General features: G+C 67.1%; 11 protein-coding genes. 4 read left to right on the top strand and 7 right to left on the bottom strand.

Going from position 1 to position 16347, the window contains the following annotated elements; genetic code table 11:
- The 6 genes from C0099_RS06580 to C0099_RS06555 all read right to left on the bottom strand — a co-directional run bounded on the left by C0099_RS06580 (position 1) and on the right by C0099_RS06555 (position 7369).
- Positions 1–1143 carry a 5-(carboxyamino)imidazole ribonucleotide synthase gene (locus tag C0099_RS06580; protein WP_102246701.1) on the bottom strand — a complete coding sequence of 381 codons (1143 nt, stop codon included), beginning with the start codon at positions 1141–1143 and terminating at the stop codon, positions 1–3.
- Positions 1140–1634, bottom strand: coding sequence for a 5-(carboxyamino)imidazole ribonucleotide mutase (purE, locus tag C0099_RS06575; RefSeq protein WP_102248410.1), 495 nt, complete (start codon positions 1632–1634; stop codon positions 1140–1142). Before purE ends, C0099_RS06580 begins: the two co-directional genes overlap by 4 nt.
- A gap of 2 nt (positions 1635–1636) precedes the next feature.
- Positions 1637–2509, bottom strand: a complete 873-nt coding sequence (gene folD, locus C0099_RS06570) for a bifunctional methylenetetrahydrofolate dehydrogenase/methenyltetrahydrofolate cyclohydrolase FolD (protein WP_102246700.1) — start codon at positions 2507–2509, stop codon at positions 1637–1639.
- 65 nt (positions 2510–2574) lie between these two features.
- Positions 2575–4311 carry a potassium/proton antiporter gene (locus C0099_RS06565; protein ID WP_102246699.1) on the bottom strand — a complete coding sequence of 579 codons (1737 nt, stop codon included), beginning with the start codon at positions 4309–4311 and terminating at the stop codon, positions 2575–2577.
- 72 nt (positions 4312–4383) lie between these two features.
- On the bottom strand, positions 4384–5013 hold the full coding sequence (locus C0099_RS06560) for a response regulator transcription factor (RefSeq protein WP_102246698.1): 630 nt from the start codon (positions 5011–5013) through the stop codon (positions 4384–4386).
- Between the two features lies 1 nt (position 5014).
- Entirely contained in the window at positions 5015–7369 is a 2355-nt protein-coding gene (locus tag C0099_RS06555) for a PAS domain S-box protein (protein ID WP_102246697.1), read from the bottom strand.
- A 264-nt stretch (positions 7370–7633) separates the two neighbouring features.
- On the opposite strand from C0099_RS06555, the gene aceE reads away from it, so the two are divergent.
- The 4 genes from aceE to C0099_RS06535 all read left to right on the top strand — a co-directional run bounded on the left by aceE (position 7634) and on the right by C0099_RS06535 (position 14617).
- A complete protein-coding gene (gene aceE, locus C0099_RS06550) occupies positions 7634–10318 on the top strand; it encodes a pyruvate dehydrogenase (acetyl-transferring), homodimeric type (protein WP_102246696.1) in 2685 nt (894 codons plus the stop codon).
- 13 nt (positions 10319–10331) lie between these two features.
- A complete protein-coding gene (aceF, locus tag C0099_RS06545; RefSeq protein ID WP_102246695.1) occupies positions 10332–12041 on the top strand; it encodes a dihydrolipoyllysine-residue acetyltransferase in 1710 nt (569 codons plus the stop codon).
- Between the two features lie 14 nt (positions 12042–12055).
- The gene (gene lpdA, locus C0099_RS06540) at positions 12056–13843 is read left to right on the top strand and encodes a dihydrolipoyl dehydrogenase (protein ID WP_102246694.1); all 1788 of its coding nucleotides are present in this window, start codon (positions 12056–12058) and stop codon (positions 13841–13843) included.
- Positions 13844–13987: 144 nt separating this feature from the next.
- The gene (locus C0099_RS06535; RefSeq protein ID WP_102246693.1) at positions 13988–14617 is read left to right on the top strand and encodes a YbhB/YbcL family Raf kinase inhibitor-like protein; all 630 of its coding nucleotides are present in this window, start codon (positions 13988–13990) and stop codon (positions 14615–14617) included.
- Here C0099_RS06535 and C0099_RS06530 read toward each other — a convergent pair.
- The gene (locus C0099_RS06530; protein ID WP_228151667.1) at positions 14607–16346 is read right to left on the bottom strand and encodes a gamma-glutamyltransferase family protein; all 1740 of its coding nucleotides are present in this window, start codon (positions 16344–16346) and stop codon (positions 14607–14609) included. The two genes, C0099_RS06535 and C0099_RS06530, sit on opposite strands and share 11 nt — an antisense overlap.
- Position 16347: the final 1 nt, after the last annotated feature.

The following is a 16347-nucleotide window of genomic DNA, read 5'->3' as shown; positions in this document are numbered from 1 at the left end:
TCATTCGTCGGTGATGCCGATGGCTGCACGGGCGCGCATGGCACGCTCGAACACGTCGTCGGCGTCCGTGCCGATCACCGTAAAGTGGCCCATCTTGCGGCCACGCCGCGCGTGATGCTTGCCGTACAGGTGCAGGCGCAGGCCCTGCTCGCGGTGCAGCACGGTCCAGTCCGGCTCGCGGTGGCGGTCGCCCTCGTACCACAGGTCGCCGAGCAGATTGACCATGACCGCGCAGGAATGCTGGCGCGGTTCGTCCAGCGGCAGGCCCGCGAGCACGCGCACCTGCTGGTCGTACTGGCTGGTCACGCAGGCGTCGATGGTGTGGTGACCGCTGTTGTGCGGACGCGGCGCCATCTCGTTGACCACCAGCCGCCCGTCGGTGACGAAGAACTCGACGCCCAGGGTACCGATGTAGCCCAGGCGCTCGGCCACTGTGGCGGCGATGCGCTGCGCCTCGTCGGCGAGCGCAACGTCCACGCGTGCCGGGGCAATGGTCACGTCGAGGATGCCGTTGCGATGGCGGTTCTCGGCGGTCGGAAAACAACGCACGGTGCCGGCTTCGTCGCGCGCGAGCACCACCGACACTTCGCTGTCGAGGGGCAACATCTTTTCGAGCACGCAGGCCTCGCGGTGAAAAGCGTGGAAGGCGTGCAGCGCCTCCTCACGCGTGGCCACGCGCGCCTGCCCCTTGCCGTCGTAGCCGAAGCGGGCGATCTTGAGAATGGCCGGAAACAGCGTCTCGTCGGCGCCGCGCACGTCCTCGTCGGCACGGATCACCGCAAACGGGCCGTGCGGAATGCCGTTGTCGGACAGAAAGGACTTCTCGCGGATACGGTCCTGACACACGGCCACTGCCTGGGCAGACGGATGCACCGGGATGAACTTGGACAGGTATTCCAGGGTCGCCGCGGGGACATTCTCGAATTCGGTGGTCACTGCCGAACAGGCCTCGGCGAGCACGTCAAGCGCCGCGAAGTCCTCGAAGGCCGCCACCAGATGATGATCGGCGATGAGGCCCGCCGGACTGTGCGGGTCGGGGTCAAGCACCCATACCTTGAAGCCCATTTCATGCGCGGCCGCAACGAAGAAGCGGCCGAGCTGGCCGCCACCGAGCATGCCCAGAGTGGCCGGCGGCAGGATCATTGCAGATCCAGCTTCATGTCGAGCACGCGCTGCGTCTGCGCCGCGCGATAGTCGTCGAGCCGGTCGGCCAGCTCGGCGTCGTCGATGGCCAACAACGCCACCGCGAACAACCCGGCGTTGGCGGCGCCGGCCTCACCGATGGCGAAGGTCGCCACCGGCACGCCGCGCGGCATCTGCACGATGGACAGCAGCGAATCCTTGCCCGACAGGGCCTTGGACTGCACCGGCACGCCAAGCACCGGCAAGGTCGTCTTCGCGGCCACCATGCCCGGCAGATGGGCCGCGCCGCCGGCGCCGGCGATGATGACCTTGAGACCGCGCGCGCGCGCATTGTCGGCGTACTCGAACATCAGGTCGGGCGTGCGGTGCGCAGAGACCACGCGCGCCTCGAAGGCCACACCGAACTCCTCGAGCACGCGAGCCGCGGCCTGCATGGTCGGCCAATCGGAATTCGAGCCCATGATGATGCCGACCACGGGATTGTCGCTCATCTTCATCCTCGCTTGCGTGCGGCGCGCGCGGCCGCTTCCAGGGTGTTCTCGAGCAGCATCGTGATGGTCATCGGGCCGACGCCACCGGGCACCGGCGTGACCAGCGAGGCGACCTCGGCGACCGACGCGAAATCCACGTCACCACACAGCTTGCCCGCTTCCGGGCCGGATTCGATGCGGTTGATGCCCACGTCGATCACTACCGCACCGGGCTTGACCATGTCGGCGGTGACGAAGCGCGGGCGCCCCACGGCGGCCACCACGATGTCGGCGCGGCGCGTGTGCGCCGCCAGGTCACGCGTCTTCGAGTGACACACGGTGACCGTCGCGCCGGCGTTGGTGAGCAACATCGCCATCGGCTTGCCGACGATGTTGGAGCGCCCGATCACCACCGCCTCGGCACCCTGCAGGGGCACGCCTTCGGCCTCGAACATCTTCATGACGCCATGCGGCGTGCACGGAATGAAGCATTCCTGGCCCTGCGACAAGCGACCCACGTTCTCGGCATGAAAACCGTCGACATCCTTTTCCAGCGCGATCGCCTCAAGCACCGCCTGTTCGTCGAACTGTGGCGGCAGGGGCAACTGCACCAGGATGCCATGCACGGACGCATCGGCATTGAGCGCCGCAATGCGCGCGAATACCTCGTCGCACGAGGCGTCAGCGGCGTAGTCGAAACGCAGCGACCGAATGCCGGCGGCCTCGCAGGCGGCGACCTTGTTGCGTACATACACGGCCGAAGCCGGGTTGACCCCGACCACGATCACCGCGAGACACGGCTGCACCCCGCGCTGCGCGAGCGCCGCAGTACGCGCGGCAATATCGTTGCGAACGCGCTCGGCCAAGGCCTTTCCGTCGAGAATGCGAGCCGTCATGGGCACCGGGGCTCCGAAAAAGGGCGTGATTTTACAGCAGCATCAGCGCCTTGTGCGAAACCGTATCAGAGCACACGTGGGCACTTGAGGCCGACCTGATCGATCTCGCCATGGCTGTCGGTGTGACGCACCGTCAGTTCGAAGGCGTTGATGCGCACGCGATCGCCCTCCACCGCGTGTCGGCCGAGGCGCTGGCGGATCAGCATGCGAATGGTCAGCGTCTCTTCGTCCGGTCGCAGCTGCAGGCCATAGGCCGCGGCGAGATCACCCGCCGGACAATCCGGATCGACCGTGAACTCGCCGAAGAAGCCGGCGTTGATCGACAGCTCGTCGTCTCGCCCGGCGGCGAAGGCCGCGGCCAGCGGTTCGGCCATGCCGTCGGGCGCGATCAGCCACACGGCGTCGCCCTCCTCCAGTGTAACGGTGTCGTCCAGAGGCACCAGCCGGCCGTTGCGCAGCACTGCGGCACAACGCACGCCGACGATGGCTTCGGTGCGCGTCAATTCGTCCGGATGCATGCCCTCGGCACGCGACCGGCGACCGACGTGATACTCCATCAGATCCAGCGTGGCATGGTCGTCCACCCACACCTCGATGCGGTCGACCGGCTCGTCGCGTGGCGGCACCACGACGCCCAGCGCGCGCGCCGCCACCGGCACGGTGGCGCCCTGCACCAGCAGCGAAACCAGCACCACGGCAAAGGCCACGACGAAGAGCAGGCTGGAGTTCGGCACGTCCATGATCAGCGGGTAGATCGCGAGTACAATTGGCACCGCGCCGCGCAGACCCACCCACGAGATGTAGACCAGTTCTCGCAGCGAGAAGCGGAACATGAACAGGCACGACATCACCGCCAGCGGGCGCGCGACGAACATCAGGAAGCCGGCCATGGCGAGCGACAGCGGCGCGTGCTCGACCAGCTGCGAGGGCGCCACCAGCAGGCCGAGCGTCAGGAACATGCCGGCCTGGGCCAGCCAGGCCAGACCGTCCATCACACGCAACACGTGTTCGGTCGCGTGCGAGCGCCGGTTGCCGACCACCAGACCGGCCAGGTAGATCGCCAGAAAGCCGCTGCCGCCGAGCGCGTTGGTCGCGGCGAAAATCATCAGCCCACCGGACATGATCAGCAGCGCGTACAGGCCTTCGGCCAGCCGCAGGCGCGAGAGCAGGCGTGTCAGCACCCAACCGCCCAGCGTCCCGGCGATGAGCCCGAGCGCGAACTGCTGCAACAGCATGCGCAGCACGGACCACACGTCGGTATCGCCGGGCGCCATCAGCGTCTGGATCATCACCGTGACCAGCAGGATCGCCATCGGGTCGTTGGCGCCGGACTCGATCTCCAGCGTCGCCTTGACCCGGTCATTGAGCCGCACGCCGCTGTTGCGCAGCAGGGAGAATACCGCCGCGGCGTCGGTCGAGCCCACGATGGCCGCCAGCAGCAGGCCAACGCGCCAATCGACCTCGAACAGCCAGATGGCGAAGCCGCCCAGCAGCAGCACCGTGGCGACGACCCCCCAGGTGGCGAGGATGGCCGCCGGCGCGAAGGCCACGCGGAAGGTCGACACGCGCGTGCGCAAGCCGCCATCGAGCAGGATCACGGCCAGCGCGAGCTGACCGATGAGCATCGCGGTCTCAAGGTCGTCGAAGCGGATGCCGCCCGGCCCCTCCTCGCCCGCGAGCATGCCGACCACCAGAAACAGCAGCAGCAGCGGCAGGCCCAGACGTGCCGAGAGCGTGCTCGCCAGCACACTGACGAACAACAGGAAGGCGAGCGCCAGCAGGAGCGCGTTGATGGAGGCCATGGACGGGAATCGCGTTGCGGATTACCGCAGAACGATAGCAGAAAACATGCCAGCGCCCGAACGCGGGCGACTTCAGTCCTGCAGCAGGGAGGGCGCGACGCGCACCACGTTCTGCACCAGTTCGGCCAGAGAACCGGCTTCCATCTTCTCCATCACGCGTGCGCGATGGACCTCGACCGTCTTGATGCTGATGCCGAGTTGATCGGCGATCTGCTTGTTGAGTTTGCCCGCGAGAATCAGACGCAGCACTTCATGTTCGCGCTGCGTCAGGTCGCCGATGCGGCGTTCGATCTCGGCGCGATGCCGCCACTGCTCGCGCTGCTCGCGCTCGGTGCGCAAGGCCGCCTCGATCAGGCGCAGGACCTCGCGGTCGCCGAAGGGCTTCTCGATGAAATCATGGGCGCCGCGCTTGAGCGCCTCGACCGCCATCGGCACGTCGCCGTGCCCCGTGATGAAGATGATCGGCAGCGTGCAGCCGCGCGCACGCAGCAGCTCGAACAGCTCCAGCCCGCTCATGCCCGGCATGCGCACATCGAGCAGCACGCAGCCGGGCGTCACGTCGTCGCACACCGCAAGAAAATCCTCGGACGAGGCATAGGTGCGTACCCGGTGTCCGCTGGACTCGAGCAGCCATACAAGCGAATCGCGCAGGGCCTCGTCGTCGTCGACGATGTGGATGCACTGATCGTACTGCTCGTTCATGTCATGCGACTTGTTCACGGACGGCTCCCGTCGGCAGCACGAAGCTAAATACGGTACCACCTCCGGGGTTGTCCGCGTATTCGAGATGGCCGTCGTGGTACTCGATGATGGAGCGGCAGATGTTCAGGCCCATGCCCATGCCTTCGGGCTTGGTGGTGTGAAACGGCGTAAACAGGCGCTCACGCTCTTCCTCGGCGATACCCGGACCGCGATCGGCCACCGCCACCTCGACCGCGTGCGCGTCGAGCGCGCGCGCGCTCACCTCGACGATGCGCTTGCCCGGCGGCATGCCGGCCATTGCCTCGAAGGCGTTGCGCACCAGATTGACCACCACCTGTTCGATCATGATGCGGTCGGCGAACACCGGCGGCAGGTTCGGCTCAAGCCTGAGCACCACGCGACCGCTACCGCGCCGCGCGTCGATGTCGGCGAAGGCGAGCGCGTCATCGAGGATTTCCGCCACAGCGATGCTCACCGGTCGCGGCTCGCTCTTGCGCACGAAATCACGCACCCGGCCGATGATCTTGGCCGCACGCTCGGCCTGCATGCTGGCCTTGGTCATGGCCGCAAGCAACTCCTCGTGGCGCGCCCTGCCCGTTTCGATGCGTGTCACGCAGCCCATGCAGTAATTGGAGATGGCCGCAAGCGGCTGGTTGAGTTCATGCGCCAGCGTCGAGGCCATCTCGCCCATCGTCACCAGACGTGCCGTGTGCTGCAGACGCTCCTCCTGACGCCGTGCCAGTTCATCGGTCTGGCGGCGGTCGGTGATGTCGGTGGCGATGCCCATGCGCACGACGCGGCCGTCGACCCAGCGCGATGCGTGCTCGCGCAGGTGGTACCAGCGTCCCGACAAGGGGTGCTGCAGTTCGCCGTCGAACAGCTCCATGGGCAGCGACGCGGGCTCGATCAGACGCGGATCCACGCGATACTCGCTGCGCTCGGGCTGCGGCACCGACACGCGCAGGGTGCTGCGGCCGACCACGTCGTAGCCGTGGATGTTCATGAAGGCGCGGTTGGCGTAAAGGATCATGTCGGTGGCCGCATCGGCCACGAACACCGCGGCATCGAGTCCGTCGAGCACGGCCTCGAAGCGCCGCTGCGACTCCTCCAGCGCGGCGCGCACACGCTTGGGTTCGGTGATGTCGGCGACCGAGGCCATCCAGCCAGTCTGATGGCCGTTGACGTCGATCAGCGGCGACAGGTAGAAGCGCACGTCGATGCGCTCGCCGTCGCGGCGACGGATGCCCAGATCGAAGCCGCTCGTCGGGGCGCGTCCGGACGAGGACATCTCCAGTTCGCGCCGGCACTCGTCGTAGGCCTCCTCCGGCCAGTAGGGAAACGGCGGCACCGCGCCGAGCAACTCGTCCTCGTCGAAACCGACCATGCGACAGAAGGCCGGGTTGACGTAAATGATGCGCCCCGACAGGTCGATCGCGCGCAGGCCGGTGATGACCGACTCCTCCATGGCCTTGCGAAAGGCCGACTCCTCGCGCAGCGCGTCCTCGATCGCCCGCCGCTGGCGCACGTGGTCACGCAGCAGCCACAGGCTCCACAGCACGATCATCGCCAGCCCGGCGATGACGATCAGGAAGAATGCGTGGGGCGTGGCCCCCGGCGCCTGGAAGGCCACCGCGCGCAGCGTCAGGCCCGCCCCCGGCAGATCCAGGGGGACTTCGAAGGTGGTGCGCTCGTCGAGCGCCAAAGTCCCCTCGCTGCTCGCCAGAATCTGTCCGCGCGCATTGACCAGCGAAGTCTGGTAACGCTCGACGAACCATTCCGGCACCAATTCCGAGAGCATGCGTTCGGCCGAGAACACACCGACGATGGTGCCGAGGAATTCCTCGGCCTCGCGCACCGGCACATGCACCTGGAACACCGGCAGGCCGTTGGTACGCGGCTCGCCGTAGCTGACCAGCCCCAGTTCGCGCGCACGTGCGAACGGCACGCGATCCTCGGGTGCGAGCACTTCGCCAGGTCGTGCCGCGGCGGTCGCGGCCGGAGCGGCCCAGCGCACGTGCGCGTCCTCGCCCACCCACACCACCTCCACCATCTGACCCTGGCTGGCGATATGCTGGGTCACGCGCTGGTCGAAACTGACCGCGTCGAGCGTACCGGCGACCAGATCGGCGACGACCTGCTGCAGGAAGTTTTCAGCGCCCTGCTTGTGCAGACGAATGGTCTTCTCCGCCCACTGTACGTCGCGCACGATCATGTCGCGCTGTGCTTCGGCCTCGCGCTGCTGCAGCATCCAGACGATCGCCAGCGCCGTCACGACGAGAACGGCGATCGCGACGTAGGGCGCGGTCCAGTACCAACTGTGCGCGAGGGCGGGAACGGGTCGTGGAGAGTCGGTCATGTCGGGCGCGTGGATCAATTGCGCATTGTCGCAAGCCCGCGCCTTGGACGGAATCGGGTTTTTCCCCTACGCTTGGACGGCGCGCAAGGCTTGCATCCGCTCGCAGTCGGCTTCGGGCTCGCCTGCGTTATATTGCGCCTAACGAAACATCGTTTTATATTACGAAACAAAGGTCGGCCGACCACCCGTCCGGACACGACCTGGAACAAACCGTCCCGCCCCGACCGGGCCGGGTCCGAAAAACACGGCATGAGGAGACAATCCATGACCGCGATCCACAACGCACTCCTGCAAGATGACCCCGACTCGCAGGAGACCCGTGAATGGCTCGACGCCCTCGAAGGCGTCCTGCAGGCCGAAGGGCCCGCGCGCGCGCACTTTCTGATCGAACACCTGATCGACACCGCGCAGCAGCACGGCGCCGACATGCCGTATTCGGCCAACACGCAGTACATCAACACCATTCCGGTCGATCTGCAGCCGCCCTACCCCGGCGACGCGGACATTGAACTGAAGATCCACGCCTACATCCGCTGGAACGCGATGGCCATGGTGGTGCGCGCCAACAAGCACACCAACGTCGGCGGCCACATCGCCAGCTTTGCGTCCGCGGCAGCACTCTACGACGTCGGTTTCTCTCACTTCTGGCATGCGCCCAACGGCAAGCACGACGGCGACCTGATCTTCTTCCAGGGCCATGCGGTGCCGGGAGTCTATGCCCGCGCCTACATGCTGGGCCGCTTCACCGAAGAGCAGATGGATTACTTCCGTCAGGAGGTCGACGGCCACGGCATCTCTTCCTACCCGCACCCCTGGCTGATGCCCGAGTTCTGGCAGTTCCCCACCGTGTCGATGGGCCTGGGCCCGATCCAGGCGATCTATCAGGCGCGCTTCATGAAGTACATGGCCAGCCGCGGCCTGATCGACGCCGAGCGCGCTGCGCCGCGCAAGGTATGGGCCTTTCTCGGCGACGGCGAGACCGACGAGGTCGAATCGCTCGGCGCCATCGGCCTGGCCGCGCGCGAGCGCCTGGACAACCTGATCTTCGTCATCAACTGCAACCTGCAGCGCTTGGACGGACCGGTGCGCGGCAACGGCAAGATCATCCAGGAACTCGAGTCCGAGTTCCGTGGCGCCGGATGGAACGTCATCAAGGTGGTGTGGGGCACGCGCTGGGATTCGCTGTTCGCGCGCGACAAGAACGGCATCCTGAAGAAGCGCATGATGGAAGTGGTCGACGGCGAGTACCAGACCTACAAGTCCAAGGACGGCGCCTATGTGCGCGAATATTTCTTCAACACGCCGGAGCTCAAGGCACTCGTCGAAGACTGGACCGACGACGAGATCTGGAGCCTGAACCGCGGCGGCCACGACCTGTTCAAGATCTTCGCCGCCTACAAGTCCGCCGTCGAGCACCAGGGCCAGCCCACGGTGATCCTGGCCAAGACCATCAAGGGCTTCGGCATGGGCACGGCCGGCGAGGCGATGAACATCTCGCACCAGCAGAAGAAGATGGATGTCGAGGCCATCCGCCGTTTCCGCGACCGCTTCGAACTGCCGGTGGCCGACGACCAGCTCGAGAAGCTGCCCTATCTGAAGTTCGCCGAGGATTCGCCCGAGTACAAGTACATGCTCGAGCGGCGCCAGAGCCTCGGCGGCTTCCTGCCGCAGCGCCGCACCAAGGCCGAGCCGCTGGCGGTGCCGGAGCTTGCGACCTTCGAGCCGCTGCTCAAGGCCTCGGGCGAGGGCCGCGAGCTGTCGACCACCATGGCCATGGTGCGCATCATGAATACCCTGCTGCGCGACAAGAAGCTGGGGCGCCACATCGTGCCCATCGTGCCGGACGAGTCGCGCACCTTCGGCATGGAAGGCATGTTCCGCCAGTACGGCATCTGGAGCCAGGAAGGCCAGAAGTACCTGCCCGAAGACCACGACCAGCTGATGTTCTACAAGGAAAGCGTCGACGGTCAGGTGCTGCAGGAAGGCATCAACGAGGCCGGCTCGATGTCCGACTGGATCGCCGCCGGCACCGCCTACAGCGTCCACGGCGTGCAGATGGTGCCCTTCTACATCTTCTACTCGATGTTCGGCATGCAGCGCACCATGGACCTATGCTGGGCGGCGGGCGACCAGCGCACGCGCGGCTTCTTGATCGGCGGCACCGCCGGTCGCACCACGCTCAACGGCGAGGGCCTGCAGCACGAGGACGGCCACAGCCAGATCCTCGCCGGCGCGATCCCGAACTGCGTCAGCTACGACCCGACCTACCAGTACGAACTGGCGGTGATCGTGCAGGACGGCATGCGCCGCATGTTCGTCGAGCAGGAGGATGTCTATTACTACATCACGGTGATGAACGAGAACTACGAACATCCCGAGATGCCCAAGGGCGCCGAGGCCGACATCCTCAAGGGCATGTACGCCTTCCGCAAGGGCGGCAAGGGCAAGGGGCCGCGCGTGCAGCTGCTCGGCTCCGGCACCATCTTCAACGAGGTCGTCGCCGCCGCCGAACTGCTCAAGAAGGACTGGGGCGTCGAAGCCGACTTGTGGAGCTGCCCGAGCTTCAACGAACTGGCGCGTGACGGCCATGCAGCGGCGCGCTGGAACCTGTTGCACCCGACTGCCAAGACGAAGAAGAAGTCGCACGTCGAGACCTGCCTGGCCGGCGCCAAGGGCCCGGTCGTCGCCGCCACCGACTACGTCAAGCTCTTCGCCGACCAGATTCGCGCCTTCGTGCCGGGTCGCTACGTGGTGCTCGGCACCGACGGCTTCGGCCGCTCGGACACGCGTGAGCGCCTGCGCCACTTCTTCGAGGTCAATCGATACTGGGTCACGGTCGCCGCGCTCAAGGCGCTGGCAGACGACGGCGAGGTCGATGCCGCCAAGGTCGCCCAGGCGATCGAGAAATACGGGCTCGACGTCGACAAGCCCAACCCGCTGACGGTCTGAGGAGGACGACGCGATGAGCCAGTTGATCGAAGTGAAGGTACCGGACATCGGCGATTTCGACGAAGTCCCCGTCATCGAACTGTTCGTCAAGGCCGGCGACACCATCGCCGAGGAAGATCCGATCTGTACGCTCGAATCCGACAAGGCCACGATGGACGTGCCCTCGTCCGCCGCCGGTGTGATCAAGGAAGTCCTGATCAAGGTGGGTGACAAGGTCGCCGAAGGCAGCGTGCTGCTCAAGGTCGAGAGTGCGGACGCGCCCGCCAGGGAAGAGCCCAAGGCTGCCGCTGCCGAGAAGCCCGCACCCGCGCCGGACGCCGGCAAGGCTGCACCGGCACCCGATGCGGCCAAAGCCGCCGCGCCGGCCGCCAGGCCTGCGGCTGGCGGCACCGTGCAGGTCAAGGTGCCCGACATCGGCGACTTCGACGAAGTCCCGGTGATCGAGATGTTCGTGCAGGTCGGCGACACCATCAAGGAAGAGGACGCGATCTGCACGCTCGAGTCCGACAAGGCGACGATGGACGTGCCCTCCTCGGCCACCGGCACCGTCAGGAAGGTACTGGTGAAGGTTGGCGACAAGGTCGGTGAAGGCAGTGTGTTGCTGGAAGTGGAGAGCGCAGCGTCGGACGCTACACCGGCTGAGAAGGCCGCGCCGGCACCGGCCGAACGTGCCGCACCGGCACCGCAACCCGCTGCTGCCGAACAGTCCGCACCGGCCCCGCAGTCGGCCCCTCAGCCTGCAGCGGCCGAATCCCCGGCCGCAAACAGCCCGACGCCGGTCAAGCTCGGCGGCACCGTGCATGCCAGCCCCTCGGTGCGTGGCTACGCACGCGAACTGGGTGTCGATCTGACCCAGGTGAAAGCCACCGGACCGAAGAACCGCATCCTGCGCGAGGACGTCACCGCCCACATCAAGGGGGCGATGACCAGCGGCGTGGTGCCGGGCAAGTCCGCCGCGCCGGCCGCCGCCGGCGGTGGCGGCGGGCTCGATCTGCTGCCCTGGCCCAAGGTCGATTTCGCCAAGTACGGCGAGGTCGAAGTGCAGCCGATGAAGCGCATCAAGAAGATCTCGGGCGCCAACCTGCATCGCAACTGGGTGATGATCCCGCACGTCACGCAGTACGACGAGACCGACGTCACCGATCTCGAGGCGCTGCGCAAGGAACTCAACGAGACGCGCGAGGCCAAGGCCCAGGGCGTGCGCTACACCATGCTCGCCTTCGTCATCAAGGCCGTGGTCGCGGCGCTCAAGAAGTACCCCCAGTTCAACACCTCGCTCGACGGCGACAACCTGGTGTTCAAGAAGTACTACCACATCGGGTTCGCCGCCGACACCGAGAACGGTCTGGTGGTGCCGGTGATCAAGAACGCCGACCAGAAGAGCGTCACCGACATCGCGCTGGAAATGGCGACGCTGTCGAAGAAGGCGCGCGATGGCAAGCTCGGCTCGGCCGACATGCAGGGCGGCACCTTCTCGATCTCCAGCCTCGGCGGCATCGGCGGCACCTACTTCACGCCGCTCATCAATGCACCGGAGGTAGCCATCCTGGGTCTGTCCAAGCTCAGCATCAAGCCGCTGTGGGATGGCGAGAAGTTCGTGCCGCGTCAGGTACTGCCGCTGTCGCTGTCGTATGACCACCGCGTCATCGACGGTGCCGAGGGCACGCGCTTCGTCGACTACATTTCCAAGCTGCTGGCCGACATGCGTCGCGCACTGATCTGAGCGGAGGAACCATCATGGCAACGATCGAAGTGAAGGTTCCGGACATCGGCGATTTCGACGAAGTCCCCGTCATCGAACTGTTCGTCAAGGCCGGCGACACCATCGCAGAGGAAGATCCGATCTGCACGCTCGAATCCGACAAGGCGACGATGGACGTGCCCTCCTCGGCCGCCGGCACCATCAAGGAAGTCCTGATCAAGGTGGGTGACAAGGTCGCCGAAGGCAGCGTGCTGCTCAAGGTCGAGAGTGCGGACGCGGAAGCCGCCAAGGAAGAACCCAAGGCCGCCACCCCGGCCGAAAAACCCGCGCCCGCGCCCGAGACAGCGAAGGCTGCCGCCCCGGCCGCGGCCAGCCACGCTGGCGGCGCCGACATCGAATGCGACGTGCTCGTGCTCGGCGCCGGCCCCGGCGGTTACTCGGCGGCCTTCCGCGCGGCCGATCTGGGACTCAAGACGGTGCTGGTCGAGCGCTATCCGACGCTGGGCGGCGTGTGCCTGAACGTCGGCTGCATCCCGTCCAAGGCGCTGCTGCACGTGGCGGGCGTCATGGACGAGGTCGCCCACTTCGCCGATCTGGGTGTCGCCTACACCAAGCCCAAGCTCGACATCGACAAGCTGCGCAGCCACAAGGAAAAGGTTGTCGGCAAGCTCACCGGCGGGCTGGCCGGCATGGCCAAGGGGCGCAAGGTCGAGGTGGTGCGCGGTTATGGTGCCTTCCTCGATCCCAACCACGTCGCGGTCGAACTGACCGACGGCGACGGCCAGGACAAGACCGGCAAGAAGAAGGTCGTAAAGTTCGCGAAATGCATCATCGCCGCCGGCAGCCAGGCCGTGCGCCTGCCCTTCATGCCGGAGGACCCGCGCGTCGTCGATTCGACCGGCGCGCTGGAACTCAAGTCGGTGCCCAAGCGCATGCTGGTGATCGGCGGCGGCATCATCGGGCTGGAGATGGCCACCGTGTATGCCGCGCTGGGTGCGAAGATCGACGTCGTCGAGATGATGGACGGCCTGATGCTCGGCGCCGACCGCGATCTGGTCAAGGTCTGGGAAAAGCACAACAAGACGCGCTTCGACAACGTCTGGCTGTCCACCAAGACCACAGCGGCCGAGGCGAAGAAGGACGGCATCCACGTGAGCTTCGAGGGCAAGAACGCGCCCGACAAGGCGCAGGTCTATGATCTGGTACTGGTCGCCGTCGGCCGCAGCCCCAACGGCGGCAAGATCGCCGCCGACAAGGCCGGTGTGGCGGTATCCGAGCGCGGCTTCATCGAGGTCGACAACCAGATGCGCACCAACGTTGGCCACATCTTCGCCATCGGCGACATCGTCGGCCAGCCCATGCTCGCGCACAAGGCGGTGCATGAGGGCCATGTCGCGGCCGAAGTGGCCGCCGGCCAGAAGTCCAGCTTCGACGCGCTGCAGATCCCGTCGGTGGCCTATACCGACCCGGAAGTGGCATGGGCCGGCCTGACCGAGATCGAGGCCAGGGAGAGGGGTCTCAAGATCGAGAAGGCCGTGTTCCCGTGGGCCGCCTCGGGCCGCGCGATCGCCAACGGCCGCGACGAGGGCTTCACCAAGCTGCTCTTCGACGCAGAGACGCACCGCATCGTCGGTGGCGGCATCGTCGGCACCCACGCGGGCGACCTCATCGGCGAGGTGTGTCTGGCCATCGAGATGGGCGCGGACGCGGTGGACATCGGCAAGACCATCCACCCGCACCCGACGCTGGGCGAGTCCATCGGGCTGGCGGCCGAAGTCGCCCACGGCAGCTGCACCGACCTGCCCGCGCCACGCAAGCGCTGAAGGCGCAGCGAAACGATGCAACATGGCGGGGCGCTCGGGCGCCCCGCCGCATTTCCACGACCGCCGGTCGTATCGCGACTCGCGCATCGCAGCCAGTCCTGCGAAAATCGCGATCCGTGCTCACCGGACCCACAGGAGATTCCCATGAAACTGCGCAGCGACAGCCTGTCCGCCGACGCGCCGATCCCGGACGAATATGCCTTCTGCAATCCGGCCGTCGAGGGCCACGTCTGCCCCGGCGCGAATCGCAACCCGCATCTGGCCTGGAGCGAAGTGCCCGACGGCACGAAGTCCTTCGTGTTGATCTGCCACGACCCCGACGTGCCCAGTCGGGGCGACGACGTCAACAAGGAAGACCGTGAAGTGCCAGCCGACCTTTGGCGCGTGGATTTCTTCCACTGGGTGCTGGTCGACCTCCCCGCCGATGCCCGCGAAATCGCCGCGGGCAGCCATTCGTCCGAAGTCACGCCGGGTGGCAAGAGCGCCCCGCAGGCCCCCGGCGGCGCGCGCCACGGCGTCAACGATTACACCGCGTGGTTCGCCGGCGACGAGAGCATGGCCGGCGATTACCACGGCTACGACGGCCCCTGCCCGCCGTGGAACGACACCCTGGTGCATCGCTACGTGTTCACGCTCTACGCGCTCGACGTCGAACGCTGCGATGTCGAAGGACGCTTCGACGGCAACGACGTGCGTCAGGCGATCGCCGGCCACATCCTGGCAGAAGCTTCGATCACCGGCACCTTTACGCTCAATCCGCGGCTCAGGGGCTGACCGCCTCGGCCACGCCTTCACGCCGGGGATCGGCCGCGCCCACCCAGCCATCGCCGTCGCGCACGATCAGCGCAAGTCCGCTGGTCATGTCCGCGAGCGTCACTTCATGCCCGAACGCCGCTTCCAGCCGACGCGCCAGGCGGCGACCGGCGGGTGTGTCCTCGACTTCGGTCGGGCCGTTGCGGCTGCCTGCATGTGCTCGCGCCAGCGTCACGTCCGGCGCCAGCGCCCAGTCCACGACCGCGACGATGCTCGCCGCCACGTAATTGATGATGCGACTGCCACCCGGCGCGCCACTGACCGCGAACAGCCGCCCCGCCCCGTCGAATACCAGCGTCGGCGCCATCGAACTGCGCGGCCGGCGCCCCGGCGCGACACGATTCGGGTGCGGCGTGCCATCGGCCTGGCGCGGCTCGAATGAAAAATCCGTGAGCTGATTGTTGAGCAGAAAGCCGTGCACCATGCGCCGGCTGCCGAAGGCGTTCTCGATCGAGGCGGTCAGCGACACCGCGTTGCTTTCCGCATCGACGATGGATACGTGGCTGGTGGCGGCGCGTTCCGGCGAAACCGCCGCACGCGGCAGTTTGGTCGTATCCGGGCGCCCCGGCCGAGCCCGCCCCATCGTGTCGCTCAGGGAGATCAGCGCGGCGCGTCGGGCGAGATACCCGGGATCGATCAGCGCCGCGGCACTCAGCGGCATCGCCTGCGGGTCGCCGTACCAGGCGTCGCGATCGGCGAAGGCCAGACGTCCGGCCTCGGCGAACAGATGGGCGACGAAGGCCGAATCCGCATCCAGCGCAGCCAGATCGAAGCGCTCGAGCACACCCAGCAGCGCCAGCACCGCCCCGCCCCCGGCGCTCGGCGGCGGCATGCCGCATACGCGCATCACGCGGTAGGGCGCGCACAAGGCCTCGCGCCGAACCGGCCGATAGGTGGCCAGATCGGATTCTGACAGCAGGCCCGGATTGGGCGCGGCGCGCACCGCGGCGACGATGTCGTGCGCGATCGGACCATGGTGGAGTACGTCCGCGCCGTCACGCGCAATGGCGCGAAAAACGCGTGCCAGCGCCGCATTGCGCACGCGCGTGCCGACCCCCAGCGGCCGTCCCGCCGCGTCGTAGTAGAGCGCGCGCGCGGCCGCATCGTCGGCCAGGAAGCGGTCACGCGCGAGCAACGCATGCAGGCGTGGCGAGACATCGAAGCCGCCCTCGGCCAGGTCGATCGCCGGCTGTAACAGGCGCGCCCACGACAGACGCCCGTGTTCGCCATGTACGGCTTCGAGCATGCGCGCCAGGCCGGGCACGCCCACCGAGCGGCCACCGACCACGGCATCGAAGAAAGCCATGCTCTGTCCTTCGGGCCGGAACAGGTTCTCGTCGACGGCCGCCGGCGCGCTCTCGCGCCCGTCCCAGGCGATCACGTGCGACGACGCCGCATCGTAGTGCAGCAGGAAACCACCGCCGCCGATGCCCGACGACTGTGGCTCGACGACATTCAGCGCGAAAGCCGCTGCGATCGCCGCGTCGGCCGCCGTGCCACCGTCGCGCAACACATGGGCGGCGATGCGCGTGGCGTGGGGATTGGCGGTGACCACCATCGCCGCCTCGCTGCGCACCGCCGGCTTCGCGGCGAACCCGCTGGCGCCTTCGGGGCGGGCCCGCGCGTCGGCCAGCGCGAGCGGCGCGAGCAGCAGCAGGACGAGCGCCATCGCGAACCGCATCACGGGCATC

Source organism: Pseudazoarcus pumilus, from assembly GCF_002872475.1.
GTDB lineage: Bacteria > Pseudomonadota > Gammaproteobacteria > Burkholderiales > Rhodocyclaceae > Pseudazoarcus > Pseudazoarcus pumilus.
This window is presented reverse-complemented; position numbering and strand designations above follow the sequence as displayed.

Coding starts and splice junctions, on each gene's coding strand:
- C0099_RS06535 (WP_102246693.1), top strand. CDS start 13,988: ATGAAACTGCGCAGCGACAGCCTGTCCGCCGACGCGCCGATCCCGGAC.
- C0099_RS06580 (WP_102246701.1), bottom strand. CDS start 1,143: ATGATCCTGCCGCCGGCCACTCTGGGCATGCTCGGTGGCGGCCAGCTC.
- C0099_RS06560 (WP_102246698.1), bottom strand. CDS start 5,013: ATGAACGAGCAGTACGATCAGTGCATCCACATCGTCGACGACGACGAG.
- C0099_RS06565 (WP_102246699.1), bottom strand. CDS start 4,311: ATGGCCTCCATCAACGCGCTCCTGCTGGCGCTCGCCTTCCTGTTGTTC.
- folD (WP_102246700.1), bottom strand. CDS start 2,509: ATGACGGCTCGCATTCTCGACGGAAAGGCCTTGGCCGAGCGCGTTCGC.
- aceF (WP_102246695.1), top strand. CDS start 10,332: ATGAGCCAGTTGATCGAAGTGAAGGTACCGGACATCGGCGATTTCGAC.
- aceE (WP_102246696.1), top strand. CDS start 7,634: ATGACCGCGATCCACAACGCACTCCTGCAAGATGACCCCGACTCGCAG.
- C0099_RS06555 (WP_102246697.1), bottom strand. CDS start 7,369: ATGACCGACTCTCCACGACCCGTTCCCGCCCTCGCGCACAGTTGGTAC.
- C0099_RS06530 (WP_228151667.1), bottom strand. CDS start 16,346: ATGCCCGTGATGCGGTTCGCGATGGCGCTCGTCCTGCTGCTGCTCGCG.
- purE (WP_102248410.1), bottom strand. CDS start 1,634: ATGAGCGACAATCCCGTGGTCGGCATCATCATGGGCTCGAATTCCGAT.
- lpdA (WP_102246694.1), top strand. CDS start 12,056: ATGGCAACGATCGAAGTGAAGGTTCCGGACATCGGCGATTTCGACGAA.